General features: G+C 69.0%; 21 protein-coding genes. 13 read left to right on the top strand and 8 right to left on the bottom strand.

Annotated features, from left to right (window positions below; translation table 11 throughout):
- Positions 1 to 358 precede the first annotated feature (358 nt).
- The gene (gap, locus tag ACZ516_RS06105; RefSeq protein ID WP_358588889.1) at positions 359 to 1,363 is read right to left on the bottom strand and encodes a type I glyceraldehyde-3-phosphate dehydrogenase; all 1,005 of its coding nucleotides are present in this window, start codon (positions 1,361 to 1,363) and stop codon (positions 359 to 361) included.
- A gap of 152 nt (positions 1,364 to 1,515) precedes the next feature.
- Between gap and ACZ516_RS06100 the strand changes: the two genes are divergently transcribed.
- Complete coding sequence (locus ACZ516_RS06100; protein WP_469008768.1) at positions 1,516 to 2,016, top strand: MarR family winged helix-turn-helix transcriptional regulator; 501 nt, start codon at positions 1,516 to 1,518, stop codon at positions 2,014 to 2,016.
- 63 nt (positions 2,017 to 2,079) lie between these two features.
- Here ACZ516_RS06100 and ACZ516_RS06095 read toward each other — a convergent pair whose 3' ends face one another.
- Positions 2,080 to 2,583 (bottom strand): flavin reductase family protein, encoded by a 504-nt coding sequence (locus ACZ516_RS06095; protein ID WP_469009601.1) that lies wholly within the window; start codon positions 2,581 to 2,583, stop codon positions 2,080 to 2,082.
- 55 nt (positions 2,584 to 2,638) lie between these two features.
- Between ACZ516_RS06095 and ACZ516_RS06090 the strand changes: the two genes are divergently transcribed.
- From ACZ516_RS06090 to ACZ516_RS06075, 4 genes are all read left to right on the top strand, one after another.
- A complete protein-coding gene (locus tag ACZ516_RS06090; protein ID WP_469008767.1) occupies positions 2,639 to 3,691 on the top strand; it encodes a hypothetical protein in 1,053 nt (350 codons plus the stop codon).
- A 135-nt stretch (positions 3,692 to 3,826) separates the two neighbouring features.
- Positions 3,827 to 4,330, top strand: a complete 504-nt coding sequence (locus ACZ516_RS06085; protein ID WP_358586460.1) for a DinB family protein — start codon at positions 3,827 to 3,829, stop codon at positions 4,328 to 4,330.
- A gap of 92 nt (positions 4,331 to 4,422) precedes the next feature.
- Complete coding sequence (locus tag ACZ516_RS06080; RefSeq protein WP_358586458.1) at positions 4,423 to 4,719, top strand: hypothetical protein; 297 nt, start codon at positions 4,423 to 4,425, stop codon at positions 4,717 to 4,719.
- Positions 4,720 to 4,984: 265 nt separating this feature from the next.
- Positions 4,985 to 5,806 (top strand): TIGR04222 domain-containing membrane protein, encoded by an 822-nt coding sequence (locus ACZ516_RS06075; protein WP_469008765.1) that lies wholly within the window; start codon positions 4,985 to 4,987, stop codon positions 5,804 to 5,806.
- A gap of 105 nt (positions 5,807 to 5,911) precedes the next feature.
- Here the strand turns inward: ACZ516_RS06075 and ACZ516_RS06070 are convergent, their stop codons facing one another.
- Entirely contained in the window at positions 5,912 to 7,702 is a 1,791-nt protein-coding gene (locus tag ACZ516_RS06070; RefSeq protein ID WP_469008764.1) for an acyl-CoA dehydrogenase family protein, read from the bottom strand.
- A 152-nt stretch (positions 7,703 to 7,854) separates the two neighbouring features.
- Positions 7,855 to 10,758, bottom strand: coding sequence for a glycoside hydrolase family 48 protein (locus ACZ516_RS06065; protein WP_469008762.1), 2,904 nt, complete (start codon positions 10,756 to 10,758; stop codon positions 7,855 to 7,857).
- A gap of 276 nt (positions 10,759 to 11,034) precedes the next feature.
- Here ACZ516_RS06065 and ACZ516_RS06060 point away from each other — a divergent pair, with 276 nt between their 5' ends.
- The 6 genes from ACZ516_RS06060 to ACZ516_RS06035 all read left to right on the top strand — a co-directional run bounded on the left by ACZ516_RS06060 (position 11,035) and on the right by ACZ516_RS06035 (position 17,539).
- Positions 11,035 to 12,498, top strand: a complete 1,464-nt coding sequence (locus ACZ516_RS06060; protein WP_469008761.1) for a cellulose binding domain-containing protein — start codon at positions 11,035 to 11,037, stop codon at positions 12,496 to 12,498.
- A 68-nt stretch (positions 12,499 to 12,566) separates the two neighbouring features.
- On the top strand, positions 12,567 to 14,282 hold the full coding sequence (locus ACZ516_RS06055; protein WP_469008760.1) for a glycoside hydrolase family 6 protein: 1,716 nt from the start codon (positions 12,567 to 12,569) through the stop codon (positions 14,280 to 14,282).
- A 170-nt stretch (positions 14,283 to 14,452) separates the two neighbouring features.
- Positions 14,453 to 15,334, top strand: a complete 882-nt coding sequence (locus ACZ516_RS06050) for a LysR family transcriptional regulator (RefSeq protein WP_469008759.1) — start codon at positions 14,453 to 14,455, stop codon at positions 15,332 to 15,334.
- 95 nt (positions 15,335 to 15,429) lie between these two features.
- Positions 15,430 to 16,989 (top strand): AMP-binding protein, encoded by a 1,560-nt coding sequence (locus ACZ516_RS06045; RefSeq protein ID WP_469008757.1) that lies wholly within the window; start codon positions 15,430 to 15,432, stop codon positions 16,987 to 16,989.
- A gap of 22 nt (positions 16,990 to 17,011) precedes the next feature.
- A complete protein-coding gene (locus ACZ516_RS06040; RefSeq protein ID WP_469008756.1) occupies positions 17,012 to 17,257 on the top strand; it encodes a hypothetical protein in 246 nt (81 codons plus the stop codon).
- Between the two features lie 123 nt (positions 17,258 to 17,380).
- Positions 17,381 to 17,539, top strand: coding sequence for a hypothetical protein (locus tag ACZ516_RS06035; RefSeq protein ID WP_361087862.1), 159 nt, complete (start codon positions 17,381 to 17,383; stop codon positions 17,537 to 17,539).
- Positions 17,540 to 17,972: 433 nt separating this feature from the next.
- Here ACZ516_RS06035 and ACZ516_RS06030 read toward each other — a convergent pair whose 3' ends face one another.
- On the bottom strand, positions 17,973 to 18,542 hold the full coding sequence (locus ACZ516_RS06030; protein WP_469008754.1) for a DUF4232 domain-containing protein: 570 nt from the start codon (positions 18,540 to 18,542) through the stop codon (positions 17,973 to 17,975).
- Positions 18,543 to 18,695: 153 nt separating this feature from the next.
- On the opposite strand from ACZ516_RS06030, the gene ACZ516_RS06025 reads away from it, so the two are divergent.
- The gene (locus ACZ516_RS06025; protein WP_469008753.1) at positions 18,696 to 18,821 is read left to right on the top strand and encodes a hypothetical protein; all 126 of its coding nucleotides are present in this window, start codon (positions 18,696 to 18,698) and stop codon (positions 18,819 to 18,821) included.
- Positions 18,822 to 18,939: 118 nt separating this feature from the next.
- Here ACZ516_RS06025 and ACZ516_RS06020 read toward each other — a convergent pair whose 3' ends face one another.
- From ACZ516_RS06020 to ACZ516_RS06010, 3 genes are read right to left on the bottom strand one after another with little or no spacing between them, the layout of a single operon-like run.
- On the bottom strand, positions 18,940 to 19,560 hold the full coding sequence (locus tag ACZ516_RS06020; RefSeq protein WP_469008752.1) for a dihydrofolate reductase family protein: 621 nt from the start codon (positions 19,558 to 19,560) through the stop codon (positions 18,940 to 18,942).
- Positions 19,560 to 20,066 (bottom strand): SRPBCC family protein, encoded by a 507-nt coding sequence (locus tag ACZ516_RS06015; protein ID WP_469008749.1) that lies wholly within the window; start codon positions 20,064 to 20,066, stop codon positions 19,560 to 19,562. The genes ACZ516_RS06020 and ACZ516_RS06015 overlap by 1 nt, the downstream gene beginning before the upstream one ends.
- A 3-nt stretch (positions 20,067 to 20,069) precedes the next feature.
- Positions 20,070 to 20,411: an ArsR/SmtB family transcription factor gene (locus ACZ516_RS06010; RefSeq protein ID WP_358586430.1), complete on the bottom strand. Its 342-nt coding sequence runs from the start codon at positions 20,409 to 20,411 to the stop codon at positions 20,070 to 20,072.
- A gap of 26 nt (positions 20,412 to 20,437) precedes the next feature.
- Here ACZ516_RS06010 and ACZ516_RS06005 point away from each other — a divergent pair, with 26 nt between their 5' ends.
- Positions 20,438 to 20,638: a hypothetical protein gene (locus tag ACZ516_RS06005; RefSeq protein ID WP_469008748.1), complete on the top strand. Its 201-nt coding sequence runs from the start codon at positions 20,438 to 20,440 to the stop codon at positions 20,636 to 20,638.
- Positions 20,639 to 20,643: the final 5 nt, after the last annotated feature.

The raw sequence follows: 20,643 nt of genomic DNA, 5'->3' as shown, positions 1-20,643 counted from the left end.
GGGCATGCTCATTTCCCCGAGGGCCTCCCGCATTCTTCTGGAAGCACCCCGGATCGACAGCAAAGGCAATTTCCTGGACAGGCCGACGGCGCCGGCGACGCCGAGTCGCGGAAATGTCGGAGCAAGACGCGCCATTGCGCCATGGAAAGCTGGTGCGGACCGCGTACCCCTCGCGAGGCGCCGACCATCAATGCGTCAACGAGATTATATAAGTGTGCGCTATTTTTCTAGGGTGACCACGTGGCCGCCCGACAGCCCACAGGGCCACCTGGACGTGCGCACGCCCGGCTCAAGACCCCGCCGCGGCGGCGGCTCAAGCCGGGCGCACCGCCGACGGCCCCCCGGCCGCCGGCACGCACTAGAGCGAGGTGCCGACCTTGAGCGCCAGGTCGATGAGGCGGTTGGAGTAGCCCCACTCGTTGTCGTACCAGCCGACGACCTTGACCTGCGGCCCCATGACCCGGGTGAGACCGGCGTCGTAGATGCAGGAGGCCGGGTCGGTGACGATGTCGGAGCTGACGATGGGCGCCTCGGTGTAGGAGAGCAGCCCCTTGTACGCGCCGGCGGCGGCCTTCGCGTACGCCTCGTTGATCTCCTCGACGGTGGTGCGGCGGCTCGTGGTGACCGTCAGGTCGGTGACGGACCCGGTGGGCACGGGGACGCGCAGCGCGAACGCGTCGAGCCGGCCCTGGAGTTCGGGCAGGACCAGACCGATGGCCTTGGCCGCGCCGCTGGACGTCGGCACCACGTTGATCGCCGCCGAGCGGGCGCGGCGCAGGTCCTTGTGCGGGGCGTCCTGGAGGTTCTGGTCCTGGGTGTAGGCGTGGACGGTCGTCATCATCCCGTACTCGATGCCGACGCTCTCGTGCAGCACCTTGGCGAGGACGCCGAGGCAGTTGGTGGTGCAGGAGGCGTTGGAGATGATCGCGTGCCGCTCCGGGTCGTACGCGTCGTCGTTGACGCCGAGGACGAGGGTGACGTCCTCCCCGTCGGCCGGCGCGGCGATGATCACCTTCTTGGCGCCGCCGTCGAGGTGCGCGCGGGCCTTCTCGGCCTTGGTGAAGATGCCGGTGGACTCGATGACGACGTCCACCCCCAGGTCGCCCCAGGGCAGTTGGGCCGGGTCGCGCTCGGCGAGGACCTTGACCGTCTTGTCGCCGGCCCGGATCGCGCCGGGCTCGGCGGTGATCTCCTCCGGGAAGCGGCCGAGGACCGAGTCGTAGGCCAACAGGTGGGCCATGGTCGGCACGTCGCCCAGGTCGTTGACCGCGACGATCTCCACATCCGCGCCCCGGGCGGCGACCGCCCGGAAGACGTTCCTCCCGATGCGGCCGAAGCCGTTGATACCTACACGAACAGTCATGCGTTCCTCTCACGACGGTTGGGGGGTTCCACGGTGAAGAGAGGGCAGCCGGGCATGTCGCGGCGCGCCGCGGCGGCGGCCACCCAGAACACCATAAGCAACTTCTGTAAGTTATCAATACATCGCCACTCCGCAAGCTATAGGCTCCCCGCGTGCGTGCCTCCGGGAACGACCTGAATGTGGCTCAGTTCATCGACGTCGTCGAGGAGTTCAACCGTTTCTACATCCGCCTGCCACGTCGGCGAAACCACGCGTTCAGCACGCTGTCGGTGCTTGACGCCCTGGCCTGCGCCGACCGCCCGAAACGGCTGACCGAGCTGATCGCGAGCGAACAGCTCAGCCAGCCGGGGCTCACCCAGCTGGTCAAGCGCCTGGAACGCGACGGCCTGGTGGAACGCGGACGTGACCCGCGCGACGGCCGCGCCGTTCTGGTGCGCATCACCCAGAAGGGTCGGGAGGTCGGCGAGTCGCGGCGCGGGGAACGGACCGAGCAGCTGACGCCGCTGATCGCGCTGCTCACTCCGGAGGAGCGCCGCGCGATCGCCGGGGCACTGCCCGCGCTGCGGCGCCTGACGCGGCTCGGGCGGGACGGCGCCGGCGATGCGGTCGGCTCTGCCGGGGCGGAGGGGCGCTGGCGCCGCCCGGCGGGGTGAGCGCCGCTCCGGGCCCGCGAGGGCGGACGCTGTGGGTATCCGAGCCGTGACTCCCGCGCTGTGTCAGGCCGGGTGCCCTGCGCTGATGTCGCCCGCGTCGTACAGCGTGAGCACGGCCCGGCCGTCCCGCTCGTCCACGCTGGCCTTGGTGTGGGCGGCGATCGGATCGAGCACGAAGGCCACGTGGTCGCCCCCGTCGTACCGGTCGTGGACGCGCCCGGTGAACCAGGCGAGAGCGTCGGTCAGGACGATCGCGCCCTCCGCCCCTTCGGACCACGCCAAGCCGTCGAACTTGTCGGTCTCGGCGCTGCATGCGGAGCCGAAGCGTTCGGCGAGGTCGAGCCGGTTCTTCGGCAGTTGGTGGACGGTGAGCGTGTCCGCCGCCAGGGCCAGACGGTAGGTGTGGTTGGCCTTGGAGAGCCACACGGAGAAGCGGACGGGGCTCAGTGAGCACTGGCTCGCGAAGCCGACCAGACAACCGGCTCGCTGTCCGTCAGCGGCCACCGTGACCACGTACACGGCGGGATCCGCGAGGGCGGTGAAGGCCGCGAGGTCCTTGTCGTTCATGTCCACCTGTCAAAGATAAGCTCGGTCGCCGTACTGCACGGACACGGGGGATGGCATGAGCCAGGCGCTCTACAAGGAACAGTCGTGGAATCCACTGGCGCGGACCGTCGAGCTGACGGAGGAATCCCTGCGTCGAGGCGGCAAGGTCACGCCGCTGAGCGAGCTGAACCTGCCGGCCATGGCGGACGCGTTCCAGCGCGGCCAGTGGCTCGGAGGCGGCGGCTCGGAACGTCCCCTGGACCAGCTGGCCGCCGACAGCGGCCCCGTCCCGGTCACCCGCGTCACCGGTACGGCCGTCCCCGTGAAAGTACGCCAGGCGGCCGAGTTCGCCCGGCAACTCGGATCGTTGGCGGTACAGCACTGCGGCGGGCCCGAGCGCGTGCGTGCCCTGGCGGAGCAGGCGCGGGCGGAGGACGTACCGCTGTGGATGGCCCGACGGTACGCGCATGGGCCCGCCGGCCAGGTGAGCGTGGCGGTGGACCGCCGACTGGTCCGCGTGGACGTGTGGGGGCCGGGCGTTCCTCGCGTACGGATACGGGCGCCGCGCGGTTTGCTGAGCAGCACCGCCGACCAGGCGCAAGGGCTGCGGATGAACGTCGGGGACGTATCGGCCGTTCTCGTCCTGCGCAAGAAGCTGCGCAAGGCCAAGAGCCATGTACGGGCGCGGCTGCCCCACGGGGTCTATGAGCTGCGACGGGCGGACTCCAAGAGTTCCTGGCTGCTGCGCGACGAGCGGCGGGTCGCATCGATACAGCGACCACCGCGCCGCCCCGACCTCGAACCCGGCACGGTGCTGCTGCCCCTGGCCGCCGTGCACTACGAGAGCACGGACCCCCTCGACACCGTCATGGCCCAGGCCTTCGCGGTGACCTTCGGCCTCGGCGACAACACGGGCACGGCCCGCTTCCGGCTCCGACGCCCGCACACCGGCCCCGGCGAGCCGGTCGCCACCGACGACGCATGGGACCGTCCCTGGTTCAGCAACCTGGGCAGTGGTGGTGATGACAACGAACCGGGCGGCGGCGACGGCTGGGGTTCCGACGGCGGCGACGGGGGAGACGGCGGGGATGGCGGGGACGGGGGCGGTGACGGAGGCGGGGGAGACTAGGGCCGGTCCGGCGGCTCGGCCCGGACAGCCCGTCGTCGCTGAAGCTCTCTCCCGGAGAAGGCGCTGGGCGGCGCAGGCGAGGCCCACCGATAAACGCCTCGACAGCGGGCACGGTGATCGGGGACGCTCTGCGCGATGACCACAATCAACGACACGCCGCCCGCATGGGACGAGCGTACCCAGCTCACCACGTTCCTCGACTACGCACGGGACACCGCCCGCGCCAAGTGCGCCGGGGTCTCCGCGGAGAACGCCCGTAAGGCGCTCCTGCCGGGCTCACCGCTGATGACCATGAGCGGAGTGATCAACCATCTCCGCTGGGTCGAGTACTACTGGTTCCAGGTGATCTTCCTCGGCGAGGAGGACCGAGCTCCCATGACGGACGAGGATCCCGACCGCGAGATGCGTATCGCCGTCGACTTCCCGCTCACGCAGTTGCTCGACGAGTACGCGGAACAGAGCGCCCGCTACCGCGAACTGGTCGCCGCGAACGACCTGGACAAGCGGGCCGAGGGAACCATCCGCAACGGCCTCCACGTCGACCTGCGCTGGATCCTTCTCCACCTCACCGAGGAGACGGCCCGCCACAACGGCCACCTGGACATTCTGCGCGAGATGCTCGACGGCACGACCGGCTAGCAGGGGGCGGAGCCACAGTCGGGCCCGGCCCCGGCCCAGGCGGGGCCCGCCGGCGCCGGCCGGTTGTCGGTGGCGGCTGGGAAGCTGATCGGATGAACGGAGACGAGCAGCTGCTGAACGGCCGCGTCTACGGCGCGGAGCACGACGACCCCTGTCCCGGCCCGCTCCCGCACCGGACCTACGCCGTACTGGTCGGCGGTCCGCTGGACGGCCTCTTGCTGGACATCCACGGCTGGCGGACCGAGGACGTCGACGCCGGCGTCGCCCTGACCACCGAGCTCTCCCGCTGGCCCGGCGGCCGCGCCCTGTACGACCCGCGCCCCGGCGAGCCCCGCCGACCCGGGCCAGGCGTCAGTTGCCGCCTCCACTACTCCGGCGACACACCATGACGCCCGTCGACACGGATGTTCGCGCCGAACGCGCGCAGGTCCTTCCGCGACCCCTCATGCCAGGCGCTCGCCGCCACACTGCCCTGGTGGCACGGCCGTTGGAAGGTGCCCGCGACGGTGTGCAAGGGGCCGTCAACCACGTGGCGGCCAGGAGGGCGGTCCCCCTGTTCCGCTCCTCTTGGCGGAGGGTGGTCGGGCGGCGGAGAATGTGGGACCGGGGGTGGATGGCATGTGGGTGGGCTGTGCGCTTTTTGTCTGGTGCCTGGTGGGGTGGGCGGCCCTGGGCGTCGTATTCGCTCGCAGGCGGCTGCGGCTGCGGCTGCTGCCGGTGGCGGCGTCTCCGGGGCCGGTGGAGCTGCCTCTCTACGAGCTCGCGTTCCTGTGCGGAGGGCGTCGACGGGTGGCACAGGCCGCGCTCGCGGTTCTGTGGCGGGCTGGTCTGATCGGCGTCGAGAACGACCGGATCGTCCTGACCGGGACCGCCGCCACTGCCACGGAGACGTACGACCCTGTCGAGCAGGCCGCCCTCGCGGCTTGCCGACCGGGCCGGTCCGTGCGGCCGAGGAGGGTGGAGAAGCGGACGAAGAGGAGTGTGGCCGTCCGCAGGATCGGTGACGCCCTCGCCCGGAAAGGACTGATCGTTCATCCGGCACGGCGTGCCCGAGTCGAGACCTGGCTCAGCACCCTCATCCTCCTGGCCGAGGGGGCTGCCTTCTTCGCCATGGCCGCACTGGTGGTCTGGGAGTCGGGCCACAACGACCAGGCGGGCATGGCCTCTGCCGTTGCGGCCGGCGCCGTGCTCCCGGCCGTGCTCACCCTGGCCCGGTCCGGCGCACAACCGCTGCCCACCGGACCGACGGACGAGGGGCGGCGGGTCATCTCCGAGCAAGCAACTCCGGCCGGAGGGACTTCTGATCACCAAGGCCCGCAGACTTTGTCCGCCCTCCGCCGTGCGGCAGCTCTGCGCGCAGTGGCCATCCACGGTCCGTCCAGCCCCGGCATGCCGCTCGACCTCGCTCGGGTCCTTCGCCGAGCCGAACCCTCGACCTGGCGACCGGACGACCCGGCCGGACTGGGCGGCCTCTAGACCGCTGAGCCGGCCACAGCTGTAGGTCTGGGGCCAGGGCAGCTGGTCCCACCGGTTCCGGCCGGCTCCTGCCGGGCCGGACCGGTGGTGGCTCAGGGGCTGTGGTCAGGGGCTTGTCAGCATGGGCAGGGTGGCGAGGTGTTCCTCGGGGACGGAGAAGGCTTCGGTGAGGGCCGGCAGGCAGGGAGCGAGCCGGGCGGTGAGGGCGTGCCGGGTCCGGGGCAGTGCGCGGACCTGTTCGGCGCTGAGGGCGCCTTCGGCCAGGAGGAGTCCACTATGGGTTTGCACCTGGTTGAGCAAAAACAGGACGTACAGGTCGTTCAGCGCCGCCCGGGCGTGGGCGTCGGTCGTGCGGGTGAGGGCTGCGGCGAAGGCGTCGGCAGCCTGGCCGACGGTGTAGGCGTCGGCCAGGCTCAGAGCGGCGGCGGAGGCGTTGTTCCAGCGCGCGAGCGCGTCGCCGGGCTCACCGCGTCGCAGATCGTGCCGGGCGCTCGTGTGCCAGTGGCGCTCGGCGGTGGTGAGGCCCCGGCGCAGGAAGTCGGGGTCCTCCAGGCTCTCATGGCCGGTTGCCTTCGGGGGCCGGGGAGCGAGAGTGTGCCCAAAGATCATCTCGGCTGCGGCCTTGCACCAGATCGCGAGGTTGTCTCCCTCCGCGGTGATCGCTCCGTCCGCGTTGGCGGAGTACTCCGCCAGCCCGTTCACCGGGAACAGGGCGCGGGCGCCGCAACGCTCCCGGCTCTCGATCATGATCTCCCGGGCCTGCCAGGTGATCCACCCTTTGGCCAGGGCCACGAGCCGCTCGCTGTCGGCCTGTTCCCCGGGTTCGTGGGTGATCCAGCGTGCGGTGACCGTGCGGTGGAGGAAGGTCATCGCGTAGGCGGTGGCCACCCGTTCCAACAGGCGGGAGTGGTGACTGCGGTGCGCGGCCAGCGGAACACGCCGGCCCGCCACCGGGCCGGAGATGTGGCGGGTGTGGGCGTAGCGGACGGCGATCGCCAGTGCCGCCCGGCTACCGCCGACCGCGCTGGCGCTCATGCACAGCTTCCCGACCGTCACCCGGGCGATCGCGTGCAGGAACCGTTTGCGCGCGCTGCCCACGGTGCTGGTGAAGCTGCCGTCCGCCAACAGCCGTCCGTGCTCGCCCTGGAGAAGCGCGGAACGCGGCAGGCGTACCTGGTCGAAGCTGGTGGTGCAGTGGTCCACCGGACTGCCGACGCGTTCGGGCAGTGCGGTCACGGTGATACCCGGCAGTGTTCCATGATCGTCGCTCAGCGGGACGAGGAACAGGAAGACGCCTCGATCCTTGCCGTCGGCCAACAGCCGGGCCGCCACCACCGCGCTCTTGGGCCCCCCGGCCCCGCTGGTGTTGGGCATGTACTTCTGCGCCCCCTCGTTCGGGGTGTGCAGCACGAACTCCTCGCGCTGACGGTCGTAGCGGGCCCAGGTCTCCAGCGCGGCCGCGTCGTTGCCATGGGCGCGTTCGGTGCACAGGAAAGTGCCGGTGCGGGCCAGGCCGGTGAAGGCGCTGAGGTCACGCGGCGGTGAAAGGCGGTCGTCGAGCAGGCTTCCGAGGAAGAGGTTGTAGTGGATGCCGGCCACCGTCGCCGTCGCACCGTCCACCACCGCGGTCCACTCGTGCAGAGCGGCCAGTGCCCGCGGATCCTGCACCAGGGCCTCGGGGCGGAGCAGTTCGTCGTTGAGCGCCCGCAGCCGCTCGTAGGAGAGCTGCCACCGCTCTTCGGTGCCGGCATCGGCGCGGTGACGGAACAGGTCGGCCGAGATGGCCTTGCGCCATATCTCGTGGACGTCGACACCCTCGGCAAAGAGAACGTCGCTGAGTCGTGCACTGTCGAGGTCCGGGTGGGAGTCGGCCGCAGAATGAGTGTGAGTCGTCATGTCCGGACCAACGACCCGGGCCGGTGAACGGACACCGCTTCGGACACAAGAAATGATCAAAAGCGAGGGCGGCAAGGGGCCGGGCGCCGGGCAGGCCCCGGAAGAGGGCCTGCCCGGCGCCCGGTGTGCACGGAGCCGCCGTCAGCGGGGCGTTACTCGAGCAGCTCCGCGTACGAACCCATGGCGAGCGCGATGTCCGCCTGGGCCCAGAACCGGTGGTACGTGAACGTCGGCGCCGCCCCGCCGGCCAAGTACGCCTCGACCTTGGACCAGTTGGGGTCGTCCTTGTAGAAGGAGCGCAGCGAGGAGAAGGTCGACGACGAGTCGATCTTGTCACCGTTGGGCATCGTGCCCGTCCAGCCGCTCGGCACGTAGACCGGGTCGTCGAACCGGCTGTAGTCGGCCCGGGTCTCGGGCACGGCGATGCCAAGGGCGTCCTGGTTGTGCTCCCACATGCCGTCGAGCAGCGCCTTCGCGGTCGTCTTCGCCCGTGTGTCACCGGACTTGGCGGCGTAGTACGTCAGGGTTTTCGCGTACGCCGCGGCGACACCGACGTCGTCGGTGTAGTCGGCGACAGTGACGTGCAGGTCCCTGTTGGCGCCGGGACTCGAGGCGTTCCAGGTGTCGGGCTTGCCCGACCACTGGAGCGTGGAGGGGATCCGGAACGTGCCGTCGGGGTTGATGGTCGTCTTGGACAGGGCCCAGTCGACCCACTTGTCCAGGACCGCCTTGGCGTCGGCGTCACCCGACTCCTTGTAGTACTCGGCGACCCGCTCCATCGACCACGCCTGGAAGCCGAACCACTGGTTCGACGGTGGGTCGTGGTAGACCGGCGCCTCGTCGTAGTACATGCCGTAGAACGTGGGCGTGCCCGACGGCGGGGTGCTGTAGCTGCCGCCCCAGCTGTTCGTCGCGCCACCCGCGATGGCGCCCTCGTTCGACTGCAGCCAGCGGTAGAACTCGAGCTGTCGGTCCAGCGACTTGGCCCAGTCCGCCTGCCCCGTCGCCGACTTGGGCTTCAGATCGGCGGTGGAGGACAGCGCGTACGCGGCGAGCGGGTTCTGGTAGCCGCCGTGCGTGTGGCTCGACCCGATGCGCCAGGACCAGCCCGCCGAGGTGTCCGTCGCACCGCCCCAGGCGTAGTACCAGGACATCAGGTAGTGCGAGGCGTCCTTGCCGGTGCCGGCCGGGCAGGTGGTGGGCCCGACACAGTTTCCGATCTTCTTGAAGTACTTGTCGTACATCGAGTACCGCAGGTAGTCGCCCATCTTGGCGGCCTTGCCGACGGTCGCCGAGACGTCGGAGGCCTTGCCCTGCTGTTTGGCCCACACGTTGGCCCAGTAGGCGGCCTGCACCGCACGGGCGTCGGCATCCGGGGCGTTGGTGAACTTCCACTGCCTGGCGTAGGAGGCGTCCCCGGTGAACAGGTCCAAGTACCCGTTCTTGCCACCGTACTTGAAGGCGTCACAGGTCGGCTGCGGCACCGTCTCCCACACCGACTCCTGCGCGCCGCGCTGGAAGGTGTTGATGTAGGAGGGGCCGGTGGCAGTCGGGCCCGCCTCGCACTTACCGGGTTCGTTGCCGTAGCCGTAGACGTTGTCGACGTCCTGCAGCCAGTGCATGCCGTAGATGTCGTCCGTACCGTAGGCGCTCTTGAGCTCTGCCGCGATCGGGTCGCTGCCGGCGGAGACCGACGGGTCGAGCTTCGCCGGGTACTGGGACGGCAGGTCGTGTTCCGGCGCGTACGTCGCGGGCTTCGAGGCGTTGTACGAGGAGTTCGTCGGCTGGTCGGCGTGGGTGGGGATCATGTACTTCTCCATGAGGCCCCACGCCCCGTTGAACTTCGACCAGTCGCCGCTGACCTTGCCGTACATCGCCTGGAGCCACAGGAGGTAGCTGTAGGCCTCCGACGTCGTCTCGTGGCCGTGGTCCGGGGCCTCGACGATCAGCGTCTCGACCGAGTGGTAGGGGATGCCCTCCGGTGAGAAGTAGCCGTTCGCCGGGTTGGTGATCTTCCCGTAGAGATCGAGGAAGCGGGCATCGTACGTCTTGGACGCGGCGAGCTGCGTGACGGTGACCGTGGCCTTGGTGTGGCCCGGGGCCGTCACGCCGAAGGTGGCCGCGCCCGTGCCGGAGGCGTCGGCCGTGACGGTCACTTTCTGCGCCGTGTTCCAGTTCGACGGCGTGAAGGTCAGGCTCGCGCCCGAGGCCACGGACAGTCCGGAGTTGCCTCCCGTGCGGGCCGTCGTGACCGTGACGTCGGCTGTCGGCTGCGTCGACAGCTTGACGTTGAAGGTGCCGGACTTGCCCTGCTGGACTCCGAGTTGTGAAGGAGTGGCGACCAGGGCGGGGCCGGCCGCGACGGTGATGCCGACCGGTGTCGACTCGCCGGAGGCGCCCTGGCTGTCGTACGCCTTCGCGTACAGGGAGTGCGTCCCGGCCTTCAGGTTGTCCGTTCTGAGTTCGTACGGTGCCGTGGTGTCCGTGCCGAGCAGGGTCGTGTCGTCGTAGAACTCGACCTTGTCGACGCTTGCTCCGTCGGCCGCCGCGGCAGTGGCGGCGAGCGGGACGGCGTCGCCGGCCGAGTAGACGGCGCCGGCCTTCGGGCTGGTGAGCACCGTGATCGGCGGTTGATGGGCGCCCGCACACGTGACGCCGTTGACCGCGAAATCGGTGGGCACCGCATTCGTGCCGCTGTAGGTGAATTGCGCGCCTGCCGTGGCAGCGGCACCGGGCGCGATCTTCGCGTTGTACGAAAGGCTTTTCGCGGTGATCGCTTTACCGGACTGCGACCAGGTCGCATTCCAGCCGCTGGTCAGTTTCTGGTTGCCGCTGTGGGTGTAGGTGAGGGTCCAGCCGTCGATCGCCGTGGTGCCGCGATTGGTGATCGTCAGATCGGCGGTGAAGCCGGAACCCCAGTCGTTGGTCTTGTAGTCGACGCTGCATCCGACCGCCGCCGCGTCGGCGGTGGCGGGAAGAGCGGCGAGGGTGGCGAACGGTAGTGCCAGGGTGGCCGCGACGGCGGTCCACAACCGCCGGGCCCGTCTTTGTGGCATGCCCTGGTTCCTCCTTGGGTTCCGGAGAGTGAGGGGGGCGTGGTGCTGGGGGGATACAACATGTGAACCAGTGGGAGCGCTCCCAAGGATGGGGATGCGGGAATTAAGGGTCAAGAGGCTTGAAGAGTCGAATTGATTCGACAGCGGGAATTCCCGATCCCCCTATTGCTCAACAACAGTTGGTTCTCTACAGTCCACCAGCAACCAGTGGGAGCGGTTCCATCAGTCGACGCGCCGGCCATGTGCCGGTCGCGCCCGAGCTGCGAGGAGTCGCTCATGCGCCACCCCCCGCGTCACGCGTTACACGCAACTTTGCTCGCGTGCGTCGTCTCGACGGCCACGCTCGTCCCCATGACCGACGCCGCGTCCGCGGCCGCCCCCGCGTGCTCGGTGGAGTACTCGATCACCAGCCAGTGGGACAGCGGCTTCCAGGCCGCCGTGAAGGTCACCAACAACGCTGCGGCCAAGGACGGGTGGAGCCTTTCCTTCGCCTTCGCCGACGGGCAGAAGGTCACCCAGGGCTGGTCCGCGAAGTGGTCCCAGTCCCAGGCGACCGTGACCGCCACCAACGAGTCCTGGAACGGTGCGCTTCCCTCCGGTGCAAGCGTCTCGGTCGGGTTCATAGGGTCGCGGTCGGGTGCCAACACCGCCCCGACAGTCTTCAAGCTGAACGGCACGACCTGCGACATCGACGGCACGGACCCCACCGACCCGGGCGGCGAGGGGAAGGCCCCCGCCCTGAAGGTCTCCGGGAACAAACTCGTCGACACCTCCGGTGCCACCCGGCGGATCCTCGGTGTGAACCGCTCCGGCGCCGAGTTCATGTGCGTACAGGGCTACGGAATCTTCGACGGCCCGGTCGACGACGCATCCGTCGCGGCCATCGCCGACTGGAAGGCCAACGCCGTCCGGATCCCGCTCAACGAGGAGTGCTGGCTCGGCCTCGACAACATCAAACCCGAATACGGCGGCGACAACTACCGCGCCGCCATCAAGGAGTTGGTCACCAAGGTCAAGGCCCACGGCATGACGCCCATCCTGGAGATGCACTGGTCCTACGGCCGGTACACCGGGAACTCGGCCGGCTGCGCCGACGTCCACGCCACCTGCCAGAAGCCGATGCCGGACGCCCGATACGCTCCCGACTTCTGGGCGTCGGTCGCGAGCACCTACAAGGACGATCCGACGGTCGTCTTCGATCTCTTCAACGAACCCTATCCGGACCGTGCCACCTCGAACACAGCCCAGGCGTGGGCCTGTTGGAAGGACGGCGGCACCTGCCCCGGCATCGACTACGAAGTCGCCGGCATGCAAGACCTCGTCGACTCCGTCCGTGCCACGGGCGCCAAGAACGTGATCCTCGCGGGCGGCCTCGCCTACTCCAACGACCTCGGCCAATGGCTCGCCCACCGGCCATCCGACCCGGCCGGCAATCTCGCCGCGGCCTGGCACGTCTACAACTTCAACACCTGCTCCACCGAGAGCTGCTGGGACTCCACGCTGGGACCGGTCGCCGCCCAAGTACCGCTGGTGGCGGGGGAGATCGGCGAGAACACCTGCTCGCACGGGTTCATCGACCGCGTCATGAAGTGGTTCGACGACCGCGAGCAGTCCTACCTCGGCTGGACGTGGAACACCTGGGACTGTTCCTCCGGCCCGTCCCTGATCAGCTCCTACGACGGCACACCGACAGCCTTCGGGACCGGCCTGCGCGATCACCTGCGCACCGTGAACGGATGACCGCCTCACACCGCCCAACCACCTCACACCGCACGACTCTCCTCATCTCGGAAGGGACACCGCACACCATGAGCCGCATCACATCGAGAGCCGGCACCGCCGCGCTCACCGTACTCGCCCTCACCGGCGCCGCCAGCGCGGGCACCGCCGTCGCGCAGCCCGACGCCGTGTCGGCGGCGCCGGCCTGCAGCGTCGACTACAAGGTGCAGAACCAGTGGGACAGCGGCTTCACCACCGCCGTCACCGTCACCAACAACGGCGCCGCGGTCAACGGCTGGAACCTCACCTGGTCCTACGCGGGCAACCAGAAGGTCACCAACGGCTGGAACGCCGACATCAGCCAGGCCGGGGCCGCCGTCACCGCCAAGAACGCCTCCTACAACGGCTCCCTGTCCACCGGCGCCTCCGCCTCCTTCGGCTTCAACGCCTCCTACAGCGGCAGCAACGCCCTGCCCACCACCTTCAAGCTGAACGGCGTCACCTGCAACACGGACACCGATCCCACGGATCCCACCGATCCCCCCGGACCTGGTGGCCGCGTCGACAACCCGTACGCCGGAGCGAAGGTGTACGTGAACCCGGAGTGGGCCGCGCACGCCAAGGCCGAACCCGGCGGCGCCCGCATCGCGAACCAGCCCACCGGTGTCTGGCTCGACCGCATCGCGGCCATCAACGGTGTCGGCGGCGGCATGGGCCTGCGCGACCACCTCGACGCGGCGCTCGCCCAGAAGGGCAGCGGCGAAGAAGTCGTCCAGCTCGTCGTCTACAACCTGCCGGGCCGCGACTGCTCCGCCCTGTCCTCCAACGGCGAACTGGGCCCCACAGAGATCGACAAGTACAAGAGGGACTTCATCGACCCCATCGTCGCGATCCTCGCCGACCCCAAGTACAAGGATCTGCGCATCGTCACCTCGATCGAGATCGACTCGCTGCCCAACCTGGTCACCAACGTCTCCGGCCGGCCCACGGCCACGCCCAACTGCGACGTGATGAAGACCAACGGCAACTACCAGAAGGGCGTCGGCTACGCCCTCGACAAGCTCGGTGACATCGGCAACGTCTACAACTACATCGACGCGGGCCACCACGGCTGGCTCGGCTGGGACGACAACTTCGGCCCCTCCGCCGAGTTGTTCAAGGCGACCGCCTCCGCCAACGGCGCGAAGCTGTCCGACGTCCACGGCTTCATCGTGAACACGGCCAACTACAGCGCACTCAAGGAGGACCACTTCGCCATCGGCGACACGGTCGCGGGCAAGTCGGTGCGCGAGTCCAAGTGGGTCGACTGGAACCGCTACACCGATGAGCTGTCGTACGCCCAGGCCATGCGCACCAAGCTGGTGTCGCTCGGCTTCGACCAGAACCTCGGCATGCTGATCGACACGTCCCGCAACGGCTGGGGCGGCACGGCCCGGCCCACTGGCCCCGGGGCCACCACGAGCGTCGACACGTACGTGGACGGCGGGCGCTACGACCGCCGCATCCACCTCGGCAACTGGTGCAACCAGTCCGGCGCAGGACTCGGCGAACGGCCGCAGGCCAACCCGGCCACGGGCATCGACGCCTACGTGTGGATGAAGCCCCCGGGCGAGTCCGACGGCTCGAGCAAGGCCATCGACAACGACGAGGGCAAGGGTTTCGACCGCATGTGCGACCCCACGTACACCGGTAACCCGCGCAACAACTACCACATGTCCGGAGCGCTGCCCAACGCACCAGTGGCCGGCCACTGGTTCTCCGCCCAGTTCCAGGAGCTCATGAAGAACGCCTACCCCGCGCTGTAGGCACCCTGGAATCCGCCGGGGCCTGGGAGGGAACGCTCCCCAGGCCCCGGCGGCCCGCCGCGGGCCCACGAAGCGGGTACCAGGTAGACAAAGAACAAGCTCAGCGGACACCCCCGCCAACATGTCCCCTGTCCGGAGGATCTGCAGAGAGACGGGGCGAAACTGTCCCCATGGATCTTCTCTCACTGCGCTGCTTCCAAGCCGTGGCCCGCCATCAGCACATCAGCCGCGCCGCACAGGAACTGCGCGTCGCCCAGCCGTCGGTGAGCCGCACGATCAGTCGGCTGGAGTCGGAACTCGGGGTCCTGCTGTTCGATCGACAGGGCCGTCGGATACGGCTCAACGAGCACGGCGCGGCGTTCCTGCGGCGAGTCGACCGGGCCATGGCCGAACTGGACGACGCGCGGCGCGAGATGGCGGATGCCGCCGGCCCGGGACGGGTCGCCATCGCCGCGGAGACGTTGATGCAACTGGCTGAGGTGCTGGCCGCCTTCCGGGCGCACAGCCCCGGCGTGAAGGTGCGCCTGCTCCAGGCCTCGGCCCAGTCGATGCGGCGCCATCTGGCCGCCGCCGAGGTGGACTTCGCCCTCGCGTCGCAGCCGCTGGCCGGTCCGGGCCTGGACTCTGTGACGCTGCTGCGGGAGGAGGTGTTCCTCGCCGTGCCGTACGGTCACCGCCTGGCGGATCGGGAGCACGTCACGGTGTCCGAGCTGGCCGAGGAGGAGTTCGTCAGTACACGCGCCGGCCATTGGCAACGCGTGCTCCTGGAGGCGCTGTTCGCCCGTGAGGGCCTGCAACCACGGGTGATATGTGAGGGCGACGAAGCCGCGGCCACGCCGCGGCTCATCGGGACCGGCCTCGGCATCGGCCTGATGCCCGCCGTCGCACGACGTGCGATGGGCGAACACGAGCTTGTGGCCTGGGCGCGCCTCGACACCCCGGACGCCCACCGCACCCTCAGCCTCGTGTGGCGTCGGGACGCCTACCTCTCGCCGGTGGCCAAGACGTTCCGTCGACTGGCCGTCGACCACTTCATGCCTCACTCGTCATGAACACATGACACAACTGGTCGTGGAAGGCATGAACGGAAGTCTCTAGCGTCGGGTTCACCCACCGGACCCTGATCCCCTCGAACGGGAGCGCTGAAATGTCACGGCAGCACGGAGCACCGACCCCCTTCACCAGTTACGTCGAGGCCGTCCTCGACACCTTGTCCACCGCCCCGCAGCGCACCGTCCTCACGGACGCGGAGGGGCGCACGACCAGTGGCGGCGACTTCCGCGACCAGGTGTACAGGCTGGCGGCGGAACTGCGACAGCGCGGAGCGGTCGTCGGCATCACGGTCGCCCTGCTCACCGGCAACACCGTGGAAGCCCTGATCGCCCGCTACGCGGCCAACCTCGCCGGCGCGCGAGTGGTCTGCCTGTACGACGGCATGAGCGCACCGACCATGGCGAGCATCCTGACCAGCGCCGACTGCCACATGCTCCTGGCGGACACGCGACAGCGGCATCTCGCGGAGGAACTGCGGCAGGAGCCGCTGCCATCGGCGCAAGGACTCCCCGTGCTGTTCCTGGGGCCGAGCACGGACGGCGAGGACATCCTGGCCCAGGCCCTCCGGCACCCGGCGAGACCACTGCCGTCGCCGGTGGGTCCGGACGACGACTGGCGCATCGGCTACACCGGAGGCACCACCGGAGTGCCCAAGGGCATCCGCATGACGCACGGCCCCCACCGCAGCGGGATCGAGGCCCGGCTCACGGACGCCGGTGACCCGCCGCGATTCCTGGCCTGCACCCCGCTGGCCCACCTGGCGGGGCTCCTGGTCGACGGCACCCTCCGCCAGGGCGGATCGGTGGTACTGCGCCACGGTTTCGAGCCCGCCGACGTACTGGCCACCATCGAGCGCGAACGCATCACCCACACCTGGCTGTTGCCGCCGCTGCTGTACCAACTCCTCGACCACCCGGCGCTGACCGCCACCGACCTGTCGAGCCTGGGGCGCGTCACCTACGGTGGCACCGCTGCCTCTCCGGCCAGGCTGCGCCAGGCGGCAGCGGCTCTGGGCCCCGTGCTGTACGGCTGGTACGGGCAGGCCGAGGCCCAACTCATCACCGAAACGGGCCCCGACGAACAGGAGATGACCGGACCTGACGGACATCTGACCGTCGGCAGAGCCCTGCCGGGCGTACACATCGATGTCCGCGACGCCGACGGCGTCTCACTCCCCACCGGGAGCCGCGGTGAGGTACTCGTCCGCTCCCCCTACGCGATGCAGGGCTACTGGAAACAGCCCGAACTCACCGCCCAGGTGCTGCGCGACGGCTGGGTGCACACCGGTGACGTCGGCTATCTGGACGACAAGGGCTATCTCTACATCGTGGACCGGCTCAAGGAGATGATCGTGGTCATCGGCGGCCACGTCTACCCCGCCGAGTTGGAGGAGTTGCTGCTGAGTCACCCCGCCGTCGCCCAGTGCACCGTCTTCGGCGACCGGGACGACGAAGCAGTCGAGCACGTCCACGCCGCCGTGGTGCCCACTGCCGGACACGAGCCCGACCTGGCGGAAATCCGCGAGTTCGTCACCGCCCGCAAAGGCCGGCTCTACGCCCCCGAAGCACTCCACGTGCTGCCCGTCCTCCCTCTGACCGCGGTGGGCAAACCCGACCGCCAGCGTCTGCGCGCGCAACTGAAAACCCGTCCTTGAACCCCGGCGGAGGGAACAGGCGATGCAACAGAAAGCCGCACTGGAGGAGCCTGTCGTGGTTGTGCTCGGAAAGCTCCCGGTGACGGGGGGAACCGACCGCGGCGAGTACCGTTTCGCGAAACGCAATGCCACCCACCTGCGGCTCGACACGACCAAGCAGTCCCTGCCCCCGATGGTGCATCCCGAGATCACCATCGTCTGGACCGACTCGGCCGACGCGGGCAAGCTTGCGGGTGGCCGGATCAGATCCGAAGCTGTGGCGGCATGACGACGGGATGAAGACGTCACCGTCATTGAGATCCGTCATCCTGGCCACGTACGGAATGATCGGAAGGGGAAAGACATGAAGTGGACTCCTCGCCGGGTCGCAGGCCTGCTGACCGTGGGAAGCGTGGCTATGGCACTCCTCGTCGGCCCGACCGCCGCCGCCCAGGCGACCGAACTCACCCCCCAGTGCACCGGCGGCTGCGCCCAGTCCACACCGGACGGCTTCCAGGTGTCCTCCACCCCAGAAATCCTGAGCACCGACGGCAACTGGGAACCCCACTAGGCTCACCCGTCACATCACCACCCGAGGCGCCCTACCGAACTCTCTCTGGTAGGGCGCCTCTGCCCTTAAGTGGGAAGGTCCCCGCTCCGGTCACTGGCTGCGAGTCGACGCCTGCCCCGATACCCCGGTACCCCAGGGCTCGGTGACTCGCTGCTCCCGTTCGCGACTGAAAACATCGACGCGGTTACGTACAGCGGGCAGACCTGGTGGTGCGGGCGTCGGCCAAGGTGGCGGTGATACTGCCGGAGATCGAGCGCCGCCCCGAAGCCGCGCACGACCTGGTCCCGGTGGCGTTCGTGTTCGCGGACACCACCGAGGTGAAGGAGGGCGACCGCCGCTACTGGGCACCGCACCGGTACGACCCCCTCCACCTGAGCGGCAAGTCAGAGCCTTGCGCTCATCATGCAGGCTGTTCGACTGATGGGGACGGGGGTCAGGAAGGCTTGACCGCCGAGACCGGGGTGACGGTTACCTTGTCGTCGCACTCGGCCCACACCCCGTCGTTCAGGGCGACCTGGTGCTTCCCGGAGCGCGGCAGCCCGATGACCATCGTCGGATACGCCTTCGGGGTCTTGCCCGACTTGCAGTAGCCGTCGCCCTCGCCCTGGACCTGGACGAAGGTCAGCTTCACCCATGCCTTGCCGTGCGGCCGGACCTTCACGGTGGTCGCCCTGCCGGTGGGGGTGACCTTGAGCGGGGTGTTGTGGGAGGGGGAGCCGTTGCCGGCGCCCGCGACCGTCGGGTGGCCCTTCAGGACGCACGTCTTCCCGGAGAGGTTGGTGAACCGCACGACCGCCGCGCCGGTCCCGGTCCCGACGGGCGGGTGGGCGGCCTGCCAGGCGCTGACCTGGAGAGCGGAGGCCCGGCAGGCGGGCGGCGGGGTGGAGGTGGTGGTGCTCGCTGCCATGGCGGTGCCGGGCAGGATGCCGGTGACCGCCGCCGCGACGGCGGTGACCGCCGTCGTCGCCAGAGCCGCCCTGCGAATGCCGTTGCTGTGACGCATGCTGTCGTCCCCCTGAGTCGTCTCGTCCGCGGGTTTCGGTCGTTGATTGTTGACCCGCGGTACGAGTGGTACGTGAGAGCAGATAGGGCAGGAGAGCGGCAGGGTTCCGAGCGGCGATCACCTGTGACAGAACGGTGACGACAGGCTGCACCCATGCAGATGGCCCCCAGGGGCAGACAGAAGCACCTCCAGCGCGCCACGAGTTTTACGCTCGTTGAGCTCTGCCTGGTCGTGGAGGTCGGCGTCGACGTCGCCCGCGACGCCTCCGGCCGCCGCTGACGCCCTCTGGCCCGCTGACACCACGCTCGACCCGATCTTCTCCCACCGACGTTCCCCACCTCCCGTCACCGCCACGGTGAATTGGGCTGTCCGCGGGGGAGCGCCGAGGCCGGGACCGTTACCGCGTCCGGACGTTGTAGGTCAGGTGCGTCACCTTTGGGGAGGACTCCGTACGGACCGCGTCCAGGGCCACGCGGCCTGCGTCCACGCCCTCGAACAGGCGGATTCCGGAGCCGAACAGCACCGGTGACAGCGCGATCGAGAACTCGTCGACCAAGCCCGCGTTCACGTACTCCAGGATCGTCGCGCCGCCGCCCGCGATGCGGACGTCGCGGTCGCCGGCGGCCTCGCGGGCCTGGTCGAGCGCGGCCTCGATGCCATCGTTGACGAAGTGGAAGGTGGTCCCGCCCGGCCGCTTCCAGGGGTCACGCTTCTCATGTGTCACGACGAAGACCGAGGTGTGGAACGGCGCCTCTTCCGGCCACATCTGCTCGCCGGCGTCGAACATGCGCTTGCCCATCACGCTCGCGCCGGTGCGCTCGAATGTCTCCCGCACGATGTCGTTGTCGCGCCCCTCCTCGCCGCCCTCGCCGAGCTTCAGGTTTTCTCGGAAGAACCGTTGCGGGAACACCCACTGCTGCAGTTCCATCCACTGCCGCCCCATCAGCTCCTCGGGAGAATCGGGCGCTATGAAACCGTCCAGCGACATCGACACGCTGAAGAACACCTTCCCGGCCATCAGTCCTCAGCTCCCTTCCAAAGGGTCTCGGTGACGTAAGCAGCCAGGTTGCTCAGGGTCTGCTGGCCGGCCTCGATCGCGTGGTACTTCTCGACCGCCTCGTCCCGCTGCTTCTTGGTGGGGAACACGGTGTGCATCTCGATCCGGGTCGCCGTGCCGGCGGGCTCGAACGTCAGGACCGACTCGAAGGCGTTCGGGTCGTTGCGGGTCTCACCGTGGAGCATCGAGATCCGTTCCGACGGGGTGATCTCGGTCCAGGTGATCCACTCCTGGTAGTCCGTCCCGTCCGGACCGTGCATCACGAAATCCCACTCTCCGCCGACGCGAAACTCGAATGCCTGCGTGGTGGTGGTGAACCCTTCCGGACCCCACCACCGCGACAGGTGTCGGACGTCGGTGAACGCCTCGAACACCAGCTCCCGTGGGGCATCGATGATCCGGGAGATGACAGTCTCCCGGTCGGCTGTCGCCGACCGCGTTGGCGTTCCTCGTTCTGTCGTGCTCATGAGCTACTCCGCTTTTCGTGTCTGCTTGAGGTCCTGTACGTAGGCGTCCAGTCGGTCGAAGCTCTCGTTCCAGAACTGCTCGAAACCGCCCGTCCACTCATGGACGGGCCGCAGCCCGCCGGCGTGCAGGCCGTACAGGCGCTGCTTGCCCGCCTTGCGGTCGCGCACCAGCCCGACCTCCCGGAGCACCCGCAGGTGTTTGGACGCCCCCGGCTGGGTCATCCCCAGCTCCTGAGCCACCTCGGTCACCGATCGCTCACCCGCCCGCAGCAACACCAATATCTCCCGGCGCTGAGGCTCGGCGATCGCGTTGAAGACGTCCGACGTCGTCGCTGCTCGTGCCATGAACAAAATCATATTCCGATATCGGCATGCGTCAAGCTGTCGGGAGTGAGGTGCTGGCGGGCCAGGTGAGCGTGCCGCATGCCTGTGTGCCCATGGAGCTGGCGGAGCCTGGCTACCGTGCGGCGCTGCAGCTGCTCAGCTTGTCGTTTATGGTCCGGCGTCGAACGCGGCTCGAACTTGGTCGGTGTTTTCGCAGTTCAGCAGACATGAAGGTGGCCTTCGTCTGATCCTG

This window comes from Streptomyces sp. NPDC034037 (assembly GCF_055575715.1).
This window is presented reverse-complemented; position numbering and strand designations above follow the sequence as displayed.